Source organism: Nocardiopsis sp. NPDC057823, assembly GCF_042797335.1.
Taxonomy (GTDB): Bacteria; Actinomycetota; Actinomycetes; order Streptosporangiales; family Streptosporangiaceae; genus Nocardiopsis; species Nocardiopsis changdeensis.
The window spans coordinates 169,405-185,553 of sequence record NZ_JBHVLR010000005.1; the positions used below are offsets into that span (position 1 = coordinate 169,405).

Annotated in this window: 16 protein-coding genes and 1 pseudogene; 7 read left to right on the forward strand and 10 right to left on the reverse strand. The window is 72.0% G+C overall.

Annotated elements, in window-relative coordinates; all coding sequences use genetic code 11:
- Window positions 1-35: 35 nt before the first annotated feature.
- The 5 genes from ACFVNO_RS11345 (at window position 36) to ACFVNO_RS11365 (ending at window position 4,205) form a co-directional block, all read left to right on the forward strand.
- Window positions 36-497, forward strand: a complete 462-nt coding sequence (locus ACFVNO_RS11345; protein ID WP_355260654.1) for a MerR family transcriptional regulator — start codon at window positions 36-38, stop codon at window positions 495-497.
- Between the two features lie 11 nt (window positions 498-508).
- On the forward strand, window positions 509-841 hold the full coding sequence (locus tag ACFVNO_RS11350; protein ID WP_378892012.1) for a YbaB/EbfC family nucleoid-associated protein: 333 nt from the start codon (window positions 509-511) through the stop codon (window positions 839-841).
- Window positions 842-1,099: 258 nt separating this feature from the next.
- Window positions 1,100-1,699, forward strand: a complete 600-nt coding sequence (gene recR, locus ACFVNO_RS11355) for a recombination mediator RecR (RefSeq protein WP_220563948.1) — start codon at window positions 1,100-1,102, stop codon at window positions 1,697-1,699.
- Window positions 1,700-1,878: 179 nt separating this feature from the next.
- Complete coding sequence (locus ACFVNO_RS11360; RefSeq protein WP_220563947.1) at window positions 1,879-3,150, forward strand: aspartate kinase; 1,272 nt, start codon at window positions 1,879-1,881, stop codon at window positions 3,148-3,150.
- A complete protein-coding gene (locus ACFVNO_RS11365) occupies window positions 3,147-4,205 on the forward strand; it encodes an aspartate-semialdehyde dehydrogenase (RefSeq protein WP_220563946.1) in 1,059 nt (352 codons plus the stop codon). The genes ACFVNO_RS11360 and ACFVNO_RS11365 overlap by 4 nt, the downstream gene beginning before the upstream one ends.
- A 66-nt stretch (window positions 4,206-4,271) precedes the next feature.
- Here ACFVNO_RS11365 and ACFVNO_RS11370 read toward each other — a convergent pair whose 3' ends face one another.
- Window positions 4,272-5,009 carry a GntR family transcriptional regulator gene (locus ACFVNO_RS11370; protein ID WP_355260661.1) on the reverse strand — a complete coding sequence of 246 codons (738 nt, stop codon included), beginning with the start codon at window positions 5,007-5,009 and terminating at the stop codon, window positions 4,272-4,274.
- Window positions 5,010-5,337: 328 nt separating this feature from the next.
- Here ACFVNO_RS11370 and ACFVNO_RS11375 point away from each other — a divergent pair.
- Window positions 5,338-5,607, forward strand: a pseudogene (locus tag ACFVNO_RS11375) (PLD nuclease N-terminal domain-containing protein); the annotation flags it as partial.
- A gap of 172 nt (window positions 5,608-5,779) precedes the next feature.
- On the opposite strand, the gene ACFVNO_RS11380 reads toward ACFVNO_RS11375, so the two are convergent.
- From ACFVNO_RS11380 to ACFVNO_RS11420, 9 genes are all read right to left on the reverse strand, one after another.
- The gene (locus tag ACFVNO_RS11380; RefSeq protein WP_355260664.1) at window positions 5,780-6,340 is read right to left on the reverse strand and encodes an HXXEE domain-containing protein; all 561 of its coding nucleotides are present in this window, start codon (window positions 6,338-6,340) and stop codon (window positions 5,780-5,782) included.
- Window positions 6,341-6,492: 152 nt separating this feature from the next.
- Window positions 6,493-6,909, reverse strand: coding sequence for a DUF952 domain-containing protein (locus ACFVNO_RS11385; RefSeq protein ID WP_355260667.1), 417 nt, complete (start codon window positions 6,907-6,909; stop codon window positions 6,493-6,495).
- Window positions 6,910-6,966: 57 nt separating this feature from the next.
- Window positions 6,967-7,827: a CPBP family intramembrane glutamic endopeptidase gene (locus tag ACFVNO_RS11390; protein ID WP_378891669.1), complete on the reverse strand. Its 861-nt coding sequence runs from the start codon at window positions 7,825-7,827 to the stop codon at window positions 6,967-6,969.
- Window positions 7,828-7,955: 128 nt separating this feature from the next.
- Complete coding sequence (locus tag ACFVNO_RS11395; RefSeq protein WP_378891672.1) at window positions 7,956-8,633, reverse strand: response regulator; 678 nt, start codon at window positions 8,631-8,633, stop codon at window positions 7,956-7,958.
- Window positions 8,630-9,805: a sensor histidine kinase gene (locus ACFVNO_RS11400; RefSeq protein ID WP_378891675.1), complete on the reverse strand. Its 1,176-nt coding sequence runs from the start codon at window positions 9,803-9,805 to the stop codon at window positions 8,630-8,632. Before ACFVNO_RS11400 ends, ACFVNO_RS11395 begins: the two co-directional genes overlap by 4 nt.
- A gap of 66 nt (window positions 9,806-9,871) precedes the next feature.
- Window positions 9,872-11,179 carry a dihydrolipoamide acetyltransferase family protein gene (locus tag ACFVNO_RS11405; RefSeq protein WP_378891678.1) on the reverse strand — a complete coding sequence of 436 codons (1,308 nt, stop codon included), beginning with the start codon at window positions 11,177-11,179 and terminating at the stop codon, window positions 9,872-9,874.
- A 15-nt stretch (window positions 11,180-11,194) separates the two neighbouring features.
- Window positions 11,195-12,208, reverse strand: coding sequence for an alpha-ketoacid dehydrogenase subunit beta (locus ACFVNO_RS11410; RefSeq protein ID WP_220563939.1), 1,014 nt, complete (start codon window positions 12,206-12,208; stop codon window positions 11,195-11,197).
- Between the two features lie 16 nt (window positions 12,209-12,224).
- The gene (pdhA, locus tag ACFVNO_RS11415) at window positions 12,225-13,334 is read right to left on the reverse strand and encodes a pyruvate dehydrogenase (acetyl-transferring) E1 component subunit alpha (protein WP_355260682.1); all 1,110 of its coding nucleotides are present in this window, start codon (window positions 13,332-13,334) and stop codon (window positions 12,225-12,227) included.
- Window positions 13,335-13,854: 520 nt separating this feature from the next.
- Window positions 13,855-14,532, reverse strand: coding sequence for a GntR family transcriptional regulator (locus ACFVNO_RS11420; protein WP_220563937.1), 678 nt, complete (start codon window positions 14,530-14,532; stop codon window positions 13,855-13,857).
- A 740-nt stretch (window positions 14,533-15,272) separates the two neighbouring features.
- Between ACFVNO_RS11420 and ACFVNO_RS11425 the strand changes: the two genes are divergently transcribed.
- Complete coding sequence (locus tag ACFVNO_RS11425) at window positions 15,273-16,034, forward strand: phosphatase PAP2 family protein (RefSeq protein WP_370634674.1); 762 nt, start codon at window positions 15,273-15,275, stop codon at window positions 16,032-16,034.
- The last annotated feature ends 115 nt before the right edge of the window (window positions 16,035-16,149 follow it).

Sequence of the window (16,149 nt, forward strand, 5' to 3'; positions counted from 1 at the left end):
AAGTCTTTGTGTCACGACTCACAAGAGGGGGCGCGATGAGGATCGGTGAACTCGCCCGGCGGACCGGGGCCAGCCCCCGCTCCCTGCGCTACTACGAGGACCAGGGCCTGCTGGCCTCCACCCGCTCCCCGGGCGGTCACCGGGAGTACGCCGAGGAGAGCGTCGAACGCGTCGAGCGCATCCGCTGCCTGTACGCGGCCGGGCTCAACAGCGACACCGTCCGCGGCATCCTGCCCTGCATGTACGCCAACGAGATCGGTGAGCCCGCCCCCGACCTGATCGACATGTTCTGGGCGGAGCGCGAGCGCATCGAGGCGGCCATCCGCTCCCTGGAGAAGACCCGCGCCTCCCTGGACGCGGTCATCGGCGAGGCCGTCGCGGCCCGGGCCGCCACGCGCCCGCCCACCGCCCCGGAACCGGTTACCCTCACAGGCAACGGACATACGGACATGACACCGAGACCCGGTACCGCGGGTGCGACGAGGAGACGGCCGTGAACCCTGGCGGAATGGACATGCAGGCCCTGCTCCAGCAGGCCCAGCAGATGCAGCAGCAGCTCGTGGAGGCCCAGCAGGCCCTGGAGGACGCCGAGGTGGAGGGCACCTCCGGCGGCGGCCTGGTCAAGGTCAAGCTGAGCGGGCGCGGACAGGTCGAGAACATCACCATCTCCCCCGACGCCGTGGACGCCGACGACGCCTCGGAGACCGTCGAGACCATCGCGGACCTGGTCCTGGCGGCCATCCGCGACGCCGAGGCGCAGGTCGAGCGGCTCCAGCAGGAGAAGATGGGCCCGCTCACCCAGGGCCTGGGCGGCGGCATGCCCGGCCTGCCCGGCTTCTAGGCCGCGCCTCACCGCACCCCCGCTCCGGCCCGCCCGGACCCTGTTCGACGCCGGCCCGCCGCCCCCGGCCGACGGCCCGCGGCCCCGGGACGCCCGCCGGGGACGGGGGACCGGGTTCGGGCGGGCGGGCCGGAACGGACCCGGCATCGCACGACGGCGACCCGACGCGTACGCGGAAGGTCGTCGTTCCCTATACGGTGGTGGTAGAGGGGTGACGGACCGCCCCGTCGAACACGGTCCGACCGAAGTGAGCGGGCGATGTACGAAGGCGCGGTGCAGAATCTGATCGACGAGCTCGGGCGGCTGCCCGGCGTCGGTCCGAAAAGCGCGCAGCGCATCGCCTTCCACCTGCTCTCCGCCGAGCACGCGGACGTCAAGCGCCTGGTCGGCGCGCTGGTCGAGGTCAAGGAGAAGGTGCGCTTCTGCTCCGTCTGCGGCAACGTCGCAGAAGAGGAGCAGTGCCGGATCTGCCGTGACCCCCGCCGCGACCCCGCCGTCATCTGCGTGGTCGAGGAGTCCAAGGACGTCGTCGCCATCGAGCGCACCCGCGAGTTCCGCGGCCGCTACCACGTCCTGGGCGGGGCCATCAGCCCGATCGAGGGCGTCGGCCCGGACGACCTGCGCATCAAGGAGCTCATGAAACGCCTCGCCGACGGCGAGGTCACCGAGCTGATCCTGGCGACCGACCCCAATCTCGAGGGGGAGGCGACCGCCACCTACCTCGCCCGCCTGGTCAAACCCATGGGTCTCACAGTGACCCGGTTGGCCAGCGGCCTTCCCGTCGGCGGCGATCTCGAATACGCCGACGAGGTCACTCTGGGACGCGCCTTCGAGGGGCGCCGCAGCCTGGAGTTCTAGCTCACATTTCGCCGTAACCGAGCTGAAATATGAGTACTCTCCGGATCATCGGGTAACCCGTGCCCGGTGCGCCGGTACGCCCGAACCGCTACGTCCCAGGTGGGACGGGGTGACGAGGGCGCCGCCGGTTACACTCCATTGCAATCCTCTGTGAACCCAACTCCTCAGGAGCATCGACCGTGGCCTTGATCGTGCAGAAGTACGGTGGGTCTTCCGTGGCCGACGCGGAAGCCATCAAGCGAGTAGCCCAGCGGATCGTCGCTCAGAAAAAAGCGGGATATGACGTCGTCGTCGTGGTCTCGGCCATGGGCGACACCACCGACGAGCTGATCGACCTCGCCGAGCAGGTGTCCCCGATGCCGCCGGCGCGCGAACTCGACATGCTCCTCACCGCGGGTGAGCGCATGTCCATGTCCCTGGTCGCCATGGCCATCGCCAACCTGGGCTTCGAGGCGCGGTCGTTCACGGGCTCGCAGGCGGGCGTGATCACCACGTCCCTGCACGGCAACGCCAAGATCATCGACGTCACGCCCGGCCGTATCAAGGAGGCCGTGGACGAGGGCGCGATCTGCATCGTCGCCGGGTTCCAGGGCGTCTCCCAGGACAGCAAGGACATCACCACCCTGGGGCGCGGGGGCTCGGACACCACCGCCGTGGCCCTGGCCGCCGCCCTGGAGGCGGACGCCTGCGAGATCTACTCGGACGTGGACGGCGTGTTCACCGCCGACCCGCGCATCGTCCCCAGCGCCCGGCGCATCCCCCAGGTCTCCTACGAGGAGATGCTGGAGATGGCCGCCAGCGGGACCAAGATCCTGCACCTGCGCTGCGTGGAGTACGCGCGGCGGTACAACATCCCCCTGCACGTCCGCTCGTCGTTCAGCCAGAAGCCCGGGACCTGGATCGTTTCGGAAGTCGAGGAAAGCGAAGGCATGGAACAGCCGATCATCTCCGGGGTCTCCCACGACCGGAGCGAAGCCAAGGTCACCGTCGTCGGGGTCCCGGACAAGGTCGGTGAGGCCGCGACGATCTTCAAGGCCCTCGCCGACGCCGAGATCAACATCGACATGATCGTGCAGAACGTGTCGGCGGTCTCGACCTCCCGCACCGACATCTCCTTCACGGTCCCCAAGGACTTCGGCAAGCAGGCCCTGGCCGCCCTGAAGAAGGTCCAGGACAAGGTCGGCTTCGAGGCGCTGCGCTACGACGACAAGATCGGCAAGGTCTCCCTGGTCGGCGCCGGCATGCGCTCCTACCCCGGGGTCACCGCCCGCTTCTTCGACGCCATCGCGGGGTCGGGCACCAACATCGAGATGATCTCCACCTCGGAGATCCGCATCTCCGTCATCGTGACGGAGGACCAGATCGACTCGGCCGTCCAGGCCGCCCACACCGAGTTCCAGCTCGACGCAGACCAGGTCGAGGCCGTCGTCTACGGAGGTACCGGCCGATGAGCAACCGTCTTCCCACCCTGGCCGTCGTCGGCGCGACCGGCGCCGTCGGCACCGTCATGCTCGACATCCTCACCCAGCGCGAGAACGTCTGGGGCGAGATCCGCCTCATCGCCTCCGCGCGCAGCGCCGGCAAGGTGCTGCGGGTGCGCGGCGAGGAGGTCGTGGTCCAGGCCCTGGCCCCGGAGGTCTTCGACGGCGTCGACGTCGCCATGTTCGACGTGCCCGACGAGGTCTCCAAGGAGTGGGCGCCGATCGCCGCCGCCCGCGGCGCGGTCGCCGTCGACAACTCCGGCGCCTTCCGCATGGACCCCGACGTCCCGCTCGTGGTGCCCGAGGTCAACGCCGAGCAGGTCCGCAACCGGCCGCGCGGCATCATCAGCAACCCCAACTGCACCACCCTGTCGATGATCGTCGCCATCGGCGCGCTGCACCGCACCTACGGCGTCACCGACCTGGTGGTCTCCTCCTACCAGGCGGCGTCCGGCGCCGGCCAGGAGGGCATCGACGTCCTGCGCGACCAGATGGCCGCGGTCGCCGCGGACCGCACCCTGGGCGAGAAGGCCGGCGACGTCCGCGGCGCCGTGGCGGAGCTGGGCCCGTTCCCGGCGCCGCTGGCCTACAACGTCGTGCCGTGGGCGGGCTCGCTCAAGGACGACGGCTGGTCCTCCGAGGAGCTGAAGGTCCGCAACGAGTCCCGCAAGATCCTGGGCCTGCCCGACCTGCGGGTCACCGCCACCTGTGTCCGCGTCCCGGTCATCACCACCCACTCGCTGACCGTGCACGCCACCTTCTCCCAGGAGGTCACCGCCGACGCCGCCCGCGAGCTGCTGGGCAAGGCCGAGGGCGTGGCCGTCCTGGACGACCCGGCCAAGGGCGAGTTCCCGACGCCGGCCGACGTGGTGGGCACCGACCCGACCTGGGTGGGCCGCATCCGGCAGTCGCTGGACGACCCGACGTCGCTGGACCTGTTCCTGTGCGGGGACAACCTGCGCAAGGGCGCCGCGCTCAACACCGCGCAGATCGCGGAGGTCGTCGCGCAGGAGTTCACCTCCTGAGCCGCTGACGGTTCTTCGGGGGCGGTCGCCGCGGCGGCCGCCCCTTTCGCGTGTCCGGGGCCGGGGTCAGGCGCGCCCGCGCGGCGGGCGGGGCCGGGCCAGTGTCAGTTTGTAGAGGAGTCGACACTGGTCGGCGGTGCCGATGAGGTCGGAGGTCTCCACCGGGCGGTTGCCGCTGTAGTGGGTGCGCTCCACGACCAGGACGGGGATGCCCGGGGCGGAGCCGAGCAGGGCGGCCTCGGAGTCGCGCAGCACCCGCACCCCGACCTCCTCCACGACCCGGTCGACGGGGTGTCCGGCCGACCCGAGGCGTTCGAGCAGGCCCGCGTCGGGGGAGGCGTCGTAGGGGGTGCGCAGTGTCCCGACGGTGAGCGAGGCGGGCTCCCAGGAGCGGTGCAGGGTGATGGGCCGGTCCGCGGACAGCCCGCGCGACGTGGTGGTGTACACCGGTTCGCCCTCGCGCAGGCCGAGCCGCTCGACGATCGGCGTCGTGCCTGGCTCCTGCTCGGTGCCCAGGGGTTCGCGGGCCAGGCGGCCCAGGCCGGATCCGGAGGTGGAGTCGGTGCGGCAGATCCGGAAGACGTCGGGGACGTCGCGGACGTAGTAGCCGGAACCGGGGCGGGCCTCCACCAGGCCCTCGGTGACCAGCAGCCGCAGCGCGGTGCGGGAGATCTGCTCGCTCACCCGGTAGCTCCGGGCCAGGCGGGTGCGCGAGGGCAGCCTGGTCCCGGGGGGCATGTCGCCGCGCAGGATGGGGGCGCGGAGTTGGTCGGCCAGCCAGACGTAGCGGGGTTTCCTGGTCACGACCGCGCGATCCCGGAGCCCCGCGGACCTTGTGCGACCGCCGGGAGAGGGTGACGGATCGGGAGCGCTGCGAGGGGAGGAGAGCCCATGCCTCTCAGTAAAGCAGCGGAAAGCGCTGGTGGGGGGTGGTACCGATGAGTAGCCCGCCGATCCCGTTCCAAGGAAACGCCCGAAAACCGTGAAATGAGGGTGAGTATGCACCCATGGTGATTACGCTACGTGTTGACATGCTCACGACATGCTTGGGGGAGACATGGTCGAGCACCTCATGGAACGCATGGCCCTGGCGAACACGGTGACGGACCCGGTCGACACGGCCTTCGGCTGGATGGCCGGCGTCACGGGCATCGTGATCGCCGCCGTGGCCCTGGCGCTCCTGGTCCTGCTGGTCGCCGCCGTCATCTCGGCGGTCGTCGACGGCAACACCACCGCGGGGGGCAAGCTCCTGTGGGTGATCTTCATCCTCTGGTTCCCGTTCTTCGGGGCGATCGCCTGGTTCGTGGTCGGCAAGAAGGGCTACCTGAACCGGATCCTGGGCATCGACAAGGGCAAGGTCCGGCACACCAGCCCGCCCAGCGTCGGCAACCACAGCGACCTGCGCGACACCGGTCCGATCCCGCGTCCGGGCGTGGAGCACGACCCCGGCCAGGGGCGGTACCCGACGGGACCGCAGCAGCCGATGGGACCGCAGCAGTCGATGGGGTCCCACCAGTCGGCGGGGCCGCAGCAGTCCGGCCGCATCTGACCGGACGGCGCCGTACCCCCTGTTCCTACTCCTTCCCGCGGCGGCCGCGCGTGAGCAGCGCGGCCAGCCCGTGCACCGCGCCCAGTGCCGCCGGGAGCGCGGCGATCGCGGCGGGCCCACCGCCCCGTGCGGCGGGCACCCCGGCCGCGCGCAGCCGCGACCACGCCCACAGCGAGAAGGGCGCGACCACCAGCGGCGCCGTCACCGCTCCGGGTGTGTACCCGCGTGTGGCGGCGGACTGCGCCACGTGGACCACGGCGTGCACGCCGAAGCCCAGGAGCACCGTCTGGTAGAAACCGCTCCGTCCGCCGGTGCGCGCCCCGTCGGCCGCGGCGGCGGCCACCACCGCGCCCATCAGTCCGATGGCGGCGGCGTTGTGCGCGGGGGAGACGTCCAGCCGGTCCCAGACCCGCTCCGGGACCCACGGCAGCTCGCGCCGCAGGCGCGGACGGGCGCGGCGGGACCAGCCGGGGATGGCGACCAGCTCCTCCAGGTCGTGGACGGCCCAGGCGGCGAGCAGCCCCCAGGTCGCTGCGGCCGGCACCGCTCCCGCCGCCTCGGGCATCCGCTCCGCAGCCCCCGCCATCGTCCCCCCGTGGATTCCGCGCCGTCCGTCGGAGAACCCACGGTAGCCGGGGCCCCGCGGCCGCAACGGTCGGGCACCCCACGGTTCCGGCCGCCGGGGCCGGACCGCCCGTCGGGGCGGAACCGCGCCGACGCGGTCCGGGACCGCCGGTGTCACCCGCCCTCGGGGCGGGGGAGCGGATCCGGTGCCTCCGCGGCCGCCGGGTGCTCCCGGACAACGGTGAACCGGCCGTCGGGGGCGCGCCGCAGGTGGCGGACCGCCACCACCGCCTCCCGGGGGATCGCGCCGTACACGTGGGGGAACAGGACGCCGTCGTCCGCCCCGGGCGGCGGTGCCGGGGCGGCGGCCTCCCAGCGGGTCTCCACCCCCAGCGAGTCCAGCACGCCGGTGTCCACGACCAGCGCGACCAGGGGACCGGTCGCCGCGGCGTAGAAGGCGTCGGCGACCGCCAGCAGGGTCTTCTCGTCGGGCGAGGCGTGCACGAAGCCCTCCTCCGCCAGGGAGTCGGCCTCGACGTCGCCGCCGGCCTTCCAGCGTTCCAGCTCGGTCATGTGCAGGATGTGGGCCATGCGCGGACCCTACCCGGCCGGGGACCGCCGGACGCGACCGGTCGGCGGCACCGCGCTTCAGGCCCGGCGGGAGCGCCGGGGCACGATGTGGCCCCTGCGGTGGGCCACGCGCAGGAGGTACACCGTGACCGCGCCACAGAACAACACGGCGAAGACACTGCCCTCGGGACCGAAGGCGCCCCCGCTGATCGCGGCGGGCCCGCCCGCCTCCCCGGTCAACAGCCCGGCGAACGCGTCCTCGCTACCGGAGACGGCGGTGCCGAAGACCCCCGCCTGCGTCGTGTTCCAGCCGAAGTGCAGGCCGATCGGCAGCCACAGGGAACGCGTGGCGGCGTAGGCGGCGCCCAGCATGAGGCCGGCCTGCAGGGTGATGGCCAGCGCTCCCCACAGGGTCGCGTTCGGGTTCACCAGGTGGAGCCCGCCGAAGAGCACGGAGCTCACGGCGAGCGCGCCCCAGGTCCCGGCGGCCTCCTCCACGAGGCGGAAGACGACCCCGCGGAACAGCAGCTCCTCCGCCACCGCGACCGCGCACATCAGCCCGCACACGGCGAGGAACGCCTCGAACGACCCCCAGCCGGTGACCCGGTAGCCCCCGAGGACGGCGATGGCCGCGATGGTCGCGGCGAACACGCCGAACCCGGCCGCCGTCCCCCATCCGAGGCCGCGGACCGCCCCCTTCCGGGAGAGCTCCAGCGGCTCCCTCCCCTCGATCCGGCGGATCGCGAGCCGGTAGGCCCATAGGCCGAGGGCCGCCGCCGCGACTCCGAGGGGCAGCGCCCACACCGACGCGCCCACCGCGTCCGTCACGCCCGAGAGGAGCGCGGCCAGGGCTCCGACCAGGAGCAGGAGGAGCACCGAGCGCAGGACCGTCGGCCGGAATCTGCTGGGGTTGGACGCGGGTACGGCGTCAGGGGACATGTCGGGACCACTTCCTGGAACGCGGGGCGCGGGGGCGCTCCGACCGGCTTCCAGGCTAGGAAGGGGGACCCGGCGGCCACATCACCCGCGCGAGCGCGATCCGGTGGCTCTCGAGGGGGATCCGCCCCTCAGCCCTGGCGCACCAGTCCCGAGCGGTAGGCGAACACGACGGCCTGGACCCGGTCGCGCAGCCGGAGCTTGGTGAGGATCCGCGACACGTGGGTCTTGACGGTCTCGTGCGCGACCGTCATCCGCTCGGCGATCTCCCCGTTGGACAGCCCCTCCGCCATGAGGAGCAGCACCTCGTGCTCGCGCTCGGTCAGCGGCTCGGGGAGCACCGCGGGCGGGGCCGGGTCGGCGGGGCGGACGCGCAGGGCGTACTCGCCGATGAGCCGCCGGGTCACCGCCGGTGACAGCAGCGCCTCCCCCCGGGCGACCGTGCGCACGCCCGCGATCAGCTCGTGCAGCGGGGCGTCCTTCAGCAGGAACCCGCTGGCGCCCGCCCGCAGCGCCTCGTAGACGTACTCGTCCAGGTTGAAGGTCGTCACCACCAGGATCCGCACCGGGTGGGGGTCCGGCGGGCCCGCCAGGAGGGCGGTCGCCTCGATGCCGCTCAGGCGGGGCATGTGGACGTCCATCACCGCGACGTCGGGGCGCAGGTCCCGGATGACGTTCACCGCTTCGGCGCCGTCACCGGCCTGTCCCACCACGGCCATGTCGGGCTGGGCGTCGAGCACCGCGGCGTACCCGGTGCGCACCGCCTCGTCGTCCTCGCAGACCACGACGCGGATGGGCGAACCGTTCACGTTTCCCCCCGGGGGACGATGGCGTGCACTGTGAAGCCCCCGTCGTCGGAGGGGCCCGCGCGCAGTTCCCCGCCGACGGCGCCGACCCTCTCCCGCAGGCCCGTCAGGCCGCGGCCGCCGCCGGAGCGGGGGCGGGGCGGACCGGCCCCCTCGGCCGGGGGCGCGCCGCCCCCGGTGGTGATCCGGGCGCCGACCGCCTCGTCCCCGTGCTCGATGCGGACGACGACGTGCTCGCCGGGCGCGTGCTTGAGCGCGTTCGTGACGGACTCCTGGACGACGCGGTACAGGGCCTCCTCCTGCCGGGGGAGCATCGGCCGGGGCTCGCCGTCCTCGACCAGGTCCACGCTCTGCCCCGCGCCGCGGGAGCGCTCGACGAGGCCGGCGAGCCCACCGAGGGAGGGGCCGGCCGGGTCCTCGCGCGGGTCCAGGACGCCGAGCAGGTGCCGGAGGTCGTCCAGGGCGCGCCGCCCCGTCTCCCCGATGCCGGCCAGGGTGCTCCCCACTCCGTCGGAGCGGCCGAGCAGATAGCCCGCGGTGTCGGCCTGGACCACCATCGAGGTGACGTGGTGGGTGACGACGTCGTGCAGGTCGCGGGCGATACGGGCCCGTTCGGCGGCTGCGGCGTCCGCCTCCGCGCGGCGGCGGCGCTCCTCGGCGTCCAGGGCGCGGGCGCGCACCCACCGGCCGAGGGCGCAGCACGCGGCCAGGACGAGGCCGAAGGCGAGGTAGTCGGCCGCGGTGGTGGGCGAGCCCGAGAGGTACAGGCAGCAGCAGACGAGCGCGTAGGCGGCGAGCGCGCCCGCGGCCACCGGAGCGGGGCGGCGCGGCGGGCGCGTGCCGACGGTGTACAGGGCCACGAGCAGCGCGAGGGAGGCGAAGGCGTCGGGGTAGCGCAGCAGCTGGAAGGCGGTGAACGCGGCGGCGACCGCGACCAGGCAGGCGACGGGGAACCGGCGCCGGAGGACGAGGGGTGCGGCCTGGGCGGCGATGAGGGCCAGGCCCAGGGGGTCCAGGGTCCGGTCGTCCGGCAGTTCCGCCAGGTCGACCCCCTGGTGGGCGATCCCGGGGACGAAGGACAGGGCCACGAGTGCCGCGGGGAGCAGGGCGTCGACGGCCCTCGCGCTTCGCACGAGGCGGGGCGCGCGCTCCCTCCACGCCGTTGTCTCGAACACCCGAGCAGACTATCCGCAGACGCCCCGGCCGGGAGGACCCGGCCGGGGCGTCCGTGCTCTGCACTGCTAGAGGATGATCCGCATCGGCTCCTCGAGGATCTCCGCGAGGTCCTTGAGGAACGCGGCGCCGACGGCGCCGTCCACCGCGCGGTGGTCCACCGACAGCTCCAGGGAGATCCGGTTGCGGACGGCGATCTCGCCGTCCACGACCACGGCCTCCTGGCGCATCGCGCCGACCGCCAGGATCGCCGCCTCCGGCGGGTTGATCACGGCGGAGAAGCTGTCCACGCCGAACATGCCCAGGTTGGACACGCTGAACGTGCCGCCGCTCATCTCCTGCGGCTTGAGCTTGCCGTCCCGGGCCTTGCCCGCCAGCTCGCGGGTGCGGGACGAGATCTCCGACAGGGTGGCCTTGTCGGTGTCGTGCAGGACCGGCACCACCAGCCCGGCGTCGACCGCGACGGCGACGCCGACGTTGATCCGCCCGTGCTTGAGCAGCCTGCCGTCGACCCACGAGGAGTTGACCGCCGGGTGCAGCTTCAGCGCCGTGGCGCTCGCCTTGACGATGAGGTCGTTGAAGCTGATCTTCGCCCCGGTGCTCGCCAACTGCTCGTTGATCTGCCCGCGGAAGGTCTTCAGCGCCTCGGCGTCGATGGTCCGGCGCAGGTAGAAGTGCGGGACCTGCTGCTTGCTCTCGGTCAGGCGGCGCGCGATCACCTTGCGCACGTTGCCGACCGGCACCTCCTCGGAGGCGCGGCCGTCGTCGAAGGACGGGGCCTGCGCCGCCGGGGCGGCCGGAGCCGCGGGTGCGGGGGCGGCCTGGGCGGCGGGGGCCGCCGCCTCGGCGCCGGCGCCCTCCTTGGCGGCGGCCTCGATGTCGGCGCGCACGATGCGGCCGCGCGGGCCGGAGCCCTTGATCTTGGTGATGTCCAGGCCGTACTCCTTGGCCAGCCGGCGGGCCAGCGGGGAGGTGCGCGGACGCTCACCGTCACCGGACGGGGTCCCGGCGGGGGCCGGGGCCTCCTCCGCGGCGGGCTCCTTCGGGGCGGCGGCCGCGGGCTCGGCGGGCTTCTCCTCGGCCTGCTCGCCGGACCCCTCCTCGGCCGCGGGGGCTCCGGAGTCGTCGGGCACGGCGTCCGGGGAATCGGCGATCACACCGATGACGGCGCCGATCGGTACCGTCTCGCCCTCGGACACCGCCTGCTTGACCAGGAAGCCGTCCTCGTAGGCCTCGTACTCCATGACGGCCTTGTCGGTCTCGATCTCGACCAGGACGTCACCGGAGGCGACCTTGTCGCCCACCTTCTTGACCCAGGTGCTGATGACGCCTTCCTCCATGGTGTCGGAGAGGCGCGGCATGTAGATCTCGCTCATGGACTGGAACTCCCTCTACCCGACCCGCTTGCCGACGGCGCTCAGGGTCTCCTTGATGGCGGTGCTGATCGACTCGACGGACGGCAGGGCCGCGGTCTCGAGCGGCTTGGCGTAGGGCATCGGGACCTCCGCCATGGCCACCCGTCGCACGGGGGCGTCCAGGTAGTCGAAGGCGCCCTCCTGGATGGACGCGGCGATCTCCGCGCCGATCCCGTAGGTGAGCCAGTCGTCCTCGCAGATGACGGCGGCGCCGGTCTTCTTGACCGAGTCCACGAAGGTCTGGCGGTCGAGGGGGCGGAGGCTGCGCAGGTCGACGACCTCGACGCTGATGTCCTCCTGGGCGAGCTTCTCGGCGACCTGGGTGGCGACCATGGCCATCCGGGAGTAGCCGATGAGGGTGATGTCGGAGCCCTCGCGGGTGACGGCGGCGCGGCCGATGGTCGCGACGTCGTCGTTCTCCGGCTGGGCGTAGTCCTCGGGGACCTCGCCCTTGGTGTTGTACAGGCCCAGGTTCTCCAGGAACAGCACCGGGTCGTCGTCGCGGATGGCCGCGCGCAGCATCGACGAGGCCTCGGCGGGGGTGCTCGGGGCGAGCACCTTCAGGCCCGGGATGAAGGAGTAGAACAGCTCGATGTTCTGCGAGTGGGTCGCGCCGAGCTGCTGGCCGCCGCCGCCCGGCGTGCGGATGACCATGGGAACGCTGGTCTGCCCGCCGAACATGCCGTAGATCTTGGCGGCGTGGTTGATGATCTGGTCGATCGCGATCAGCGAGAAGTTGATGGTCATCAGCTCGACGACCGGGCGCAGGCCCAGCATCGCCGCACCGATGGCGGCGCCGACGAACCCCTCCTCGGCGATGGGGGTGTCCTTGACCCGGCGGGGGCCGAACTCCTTGAGCAGGCCCTCGGTGATCTTGTACGACCCCTCGAAGACGCCGATCTCCTCGCCCATGACGAGGACGTTCTCGTCACGGACCATCTCGGCGCGCAGCGTGTCGCGCAGGGCCTGACGGTAGGTGATCACAGACATGTGTCGTCGTCCTTCTCTACTCTGCGAACACCGGGTCGGCCGGCATGCGCCGCGACTCGTTCGGGACCGGGGTGGCGTACGTGTAGTCGAAGAGGGTCGACACGTCCGGGTGCGGGCTGTTCTCGGCGAAGTCCGCGGCCTCGGCGACCTCGGCCTTCACCGAGGCGGCGATCTCCTCCCGCAGCTCGTCGGTGAGCACGCCGGCCTCGGCCAGCTTCGCCTCGAAGAGGGTGATCGGGTCGTTCTCGTCGGCCCGCGCCTGCTCCCACTGCTCCTCGGTGCGGTACTTGGCGGGGTCCACGACGGAGTGGCCCTTCTGCCGGTAGCTCCACGCCTCCAGCAGGAACGGGGTCTGCTCCTTGCGGGCCCGCTCGACCAGCTCGGCGGCGGTGTCGCGGACCGCGAGCACGTCGCGGCCGTCCACGCGCACGCCCTCGATGCGGAAGGCGGAGCCGCGCTTGTACAGCTCGGGCTCGGCGGAGGACATCTCGACGGTGGTGCCCATGCCGGTGAAGTTGTTGATCACCACGAACACGATCGGCAGGTTCCACAGCTTGGCGATGTTGAGCGACTCGTGCCAGGCGCCGATGTTGGTGGTGCCGTCGCCCATCTGGCACATGACGACCTCGTCGCCGCCGCGGTAGGAGATGGCCAGCGCGGCACCGGTGGCCAGCGGCAGCTGCCCGCCGACGATGCCGTAGCCGCCGAGCATCCGGGTGGCGGTGTCGTACATGTGCATGGACCCGCCCCAGCCCTTGGAGACGCCGTCGGCGCGCCCGTAGAGCTCGGCCATGACCTTCTTGGGGTCCATGCCCTTCTCGATCGCGTACCCGTGGTCGCGGTAGTTCGTGAAGAGGTAGTCGTCCGGGCGGAGCGCGTCGAGCAGGCCGACGACGGTCGCCTCCTCGCCCAGGTTGAGGTGGCAGTAGCCGCCGATCCGCGCCTGCGTGTAGGCCTGGGCGGTGCGCTCCTCGAAGCGGCGGATGAAGAGCATCCGGCGGTAGTAGTCCAGGAGCTCCTCGGGCTTCTCGTCGCCGAGGCCGGGGGAGGTGTTCTTGCGGCCTCGGCGCCGGGTCCCGGAGGACCTGGCGGCGGCGCCCTTCGGCTTGGCCGTGGTGTCAGCCATGGTGTGCCTTTCTACGTACGAGAGGCCCGGCACCACGGCCTGTGGGCCGCGGTGCGAGGGCCCGCCGGGGCCGCGCTGTCGGGCGCGGCTCCGGACGTGCGCCACCGCCGGGCTCAACGGCGGCGGCGCTCCTGTGGCTGTCGGGGTGCGTCCTGGGGAGCGTGGCTCGTCCTCCCCCGGACGCGAAGGCTCGCGGGGTCTCGTATGCGGTTGTCACCGGACCCCTCATCGCATGCTTCCCGGTCTCCTGCGCGCTAAGCATGAGGTGGGGAAGGGGTGCGGCGTCGGGAGTCCCGGGTTCGTTCACCGGCCGGATGAACGATTCCGGACGCCCGTAAGGGTCGGTGTTCACTGTGACGTGCGTCGCGCCACACTCTACGGTCTGATCGATGATCGATCAATAAGACTTTACGCCAGATACCGGAACCTTGACCCGAGAGGGGCGGTCATCGACGGTAAAGGCCCATGTCGGGCGGGGTCCCCCCGGACGGGCCGGGGGCCGGGGCGCGGGCGCCCGGGGTCAGTGCGCGCCCTCGTTCGACCTCAGGGCGGCCTCGACGTAGTTCAGCACGTGGTCGCTCAGCATCCGCCCCACCTGGGAGTCCCCTTCGCGGAACGCCTTGGTGATCTGGTCGTGGTCGGCGGCCTTGGCGTGCAGCTCCATGTTCAGCCAGCGCACCGACAGCGCCGTCCACACCTCCACGCCCAGCGACTCCCAGGTGTGCAGCAGCACGCTGTTGTCGGCCGCTCGCACGACCTCCCGGTGGAACTCCACACTGTGCTTGATCTGCCCGGACACGTCGCCCTCGGCGGTCGCCCGCTTGAGCAGGCCCACCTCGCGCTCCAGGGGGGAGGGGTCCGCCCGCAGGCGCGGGGCCGCCAGCTCGGCGGCCACCAGCTCCAGCCCGGCGCGCACCGGATAGATCTCGGCCATGTCCCGGACGCCGAAGTCGCGCACCCGGGCGCCCTTGTTGGGCACCGTCTCGATCAGCCGCAGCGTCTCCAGCTCGCGCAGCGCCTCGCGCACCGGGGCCTGGCTGACCCGCAGCTCCGTGGCGATCCGGCGCTCGACGATGCGCTCGCCCGGCTGCCAGCGGCCGGACAACAGGCCCTCGACCAGGACCTGCCGGATCTGCTCCCGCAGCGGCTCGCGCGCCAGCTTCGAGGGATCATCCGGCAACCTCGGCAGGTCGACCATCCAGGGCCCTTCCCGTCCGCGGCCGCGTGCGCCGCGGCCGCTCCACTCGTCGTCTGGAAACTCCTTGAAGATTGCCACACGCGCGGGAGCCGCCTCGCCGAGCGGACTCGAACTGCTAACAGAAAGCTCACGAACATGTCGCATGGCGGTGAACCGCCCGCGTCCAGTATCCGGGCGTGAGGCAAAGTCCGAGGTAGAAGGATCACACTTGACCGTCCGCACCACCAACGGGGGGAAGTGTCCAGGTAGGCTCGTCTGTCGGCAATGTTCACACCAAGTCGCGCGGGCATGACACGAGCGACGGCGAAGGACCGACCGAGAGCGCCGTGAACCGCGCTCGGGACATGAAGCGGTGCGGGGGCACCGCTGGAGTAGACGACGAATCGCAGAATCGCAGACGAGCCCTCTGCGGTCCTCGCGCGCCGGACCTGCCCAGGGGCGGTGTTCACGGAACCTCCGTGAACCGGCCCGAAGGTTCGGCCGTCGAACGGAGGGTGGGGGAAGGTCCCCCGCCGAACGATCGACCCGAGGATCCGGGGAACCCCGTTTCCGGCAATCCGCGGCCAGCCCTTCCCCCGGCCAAGTGCCACAGGCGAGCCCACGACACGTGAGACAGCACTGAGCACATGACGCACTCTTCAAGGACCCGGCATCCGAGGGCGAGACACGTGACCACGACGCACGACAGGGAAAAGAGGACCACTCCGGTGGCGGGGCCCTACAGCGGCTCCATCCCCGTCGTGCGCGAGGTCCCGCCCAAGCCGGGGCTCCCGGTCGTCCGCGCGGTCAAGTGGCCCAGCGTGAGCGAGATCGCATGGGGTCTGGCCTCGGACCGCATCGCGATCATCCTCGCGGTCGCGCTCATCGTGGTGACGATGCTCGCCGCGGGGCCGCTGCACCCGCTGGACAACTTCCTCAACGAGTTCCACCGGCCCTACTTCGAGGTGCTGCGCGAGCCCCTGATCCACTGGCCCGACAACGTGGCCTCCCGTTACGTGGCCCTGCCGGTGCTGGGGGTGGTGGCGCTCCAGCTGGCCTACTGGCACCGCAGCTGGCGGCCGATCGTGCTGAGCGCCGTGGGCGTGGTCGGCGTCATGTCGATGGTCTCGATCATGAAGCTGGCCATCAACCGCGGCCACGCCAAGCACTACGACCCGGACTTCTTCGCCGGGGCGGGGAACGTGGCGTTCCCCTCGGGGCACGGGTCCAACGCGATCCTCATCTACGGGCTCGTCCTGTACATGATCATCAGCTTCGGCGCGGCCCGGCCGCACGTCATCCGGCGGCTGGGATACACCATCGTCGCGATCGCGCTGCTGCAGTCGGCGGTGTCGATCTATCTGCACTTCCACTGGTTCTCGGACCTGGTGGCCGGGATGATCGCGGGCGGGTTCGTGCTGCGGCTGACGATCCGGCTGGACCGGATGTTCCCGCACGGGCGCACCGCCGAGTGGTGGCCCTGGTACGGGCACGAGGGCGAGGAGGCGGCGACCGCCTCCTGAGGCCCCGGCGGGGGGCGCGGACCGGAACGGTCCGCGCCCCCCTTTTTCCGGCCCGGGCGCCGGCGGTCCCGGTCCGCGCCGTCTCCGGCGGGAATACCGGCAGGGGGTATATCGC

Excerpts from the sequence above, each read along its gene's own strand:
- ACFVNO_RS11420 (WP_220563937.1), bottom strand. The coding sequence starts at position 14,532 with ATGGTCGACCTGCCGAGGTTGCCGGATGATCCCTCGAAGCTGGCGCGC.
- ACFVNO_RS11385 (WP_355260667.1), bottom strand. The coding sequence starts at position 6,909 with ATGGCCCACATCCTGCACATGACCGAGCTGGAACGCTGGAAGGCCGGC.
- ACFVNO_RS11365 (WP_220563946.1), top strand. The coding sequence starts at position 3,147 with ATGAGCAACCGTCTTCCCACCCTGGCCGTCGTCGGCGCGACCGGCGCC.
- recR (WP_220563948.1), top strand. The coding sequence starts at position 1,100 with ATGTACGAAGGCGCGGTGCAGAATCTGATCGACGAGCTCGGGCGGCTG.
- ACFVNO_RS11405 (WP_378891678.1), bottom strand. The coding sequence starts at position 11,179 with ATGAGCGAGATCTACATGCCGCGCCTCTCCGACACCATGGAGGAAGGC.
- pdhA (WP_355260682.1), bottom strand. The coding sequence starts at position 13,334 with ATGGCTGACACCACGGCCAAGCCGAAGGGCGCCGCCGCCAGGTCCTCC.
- ACFVNO_RS11410 (WP_220563939.1), bottom strand. The coding sequence starts at position 12,208 with ATGTCTGTGATCACCTACCGTCAGGCCCTGCGCGACACGCTGCGCGCC.
- ACFVNO_RS11345 (WP_355260654.1), top strand. The coding sequence starts at position 36 with ATGAGGATCGGTGAACTCGCCCGGCGGACCGGGGCCAGCCCCCGCTCC.
- ACFVNO_RS11350 (WP_378892012.1), top strand. The coding sequence starts at position 509 with ATGGACATGCAGGCCCTGCTCCAGCAGGCCCAGCAGATGCAGCAGCAG.
- ACFVNO_RS11390 (WP_378891669.1), bottom strand. The coding sequence starts at position 7,827 with ATGTCCCCTGACGCCGTACCCGCGTCCAACCCCAGCAGATTCCGGCCG.
- ACFVNO_RS11380 (WP_355260664.1), bottom strand. The coding sequence starts at position 6,340 with ATGGCGGGGGCTGCGGAGCGGATGCCCGAGGCGGCGGGAGCGGTGCCG.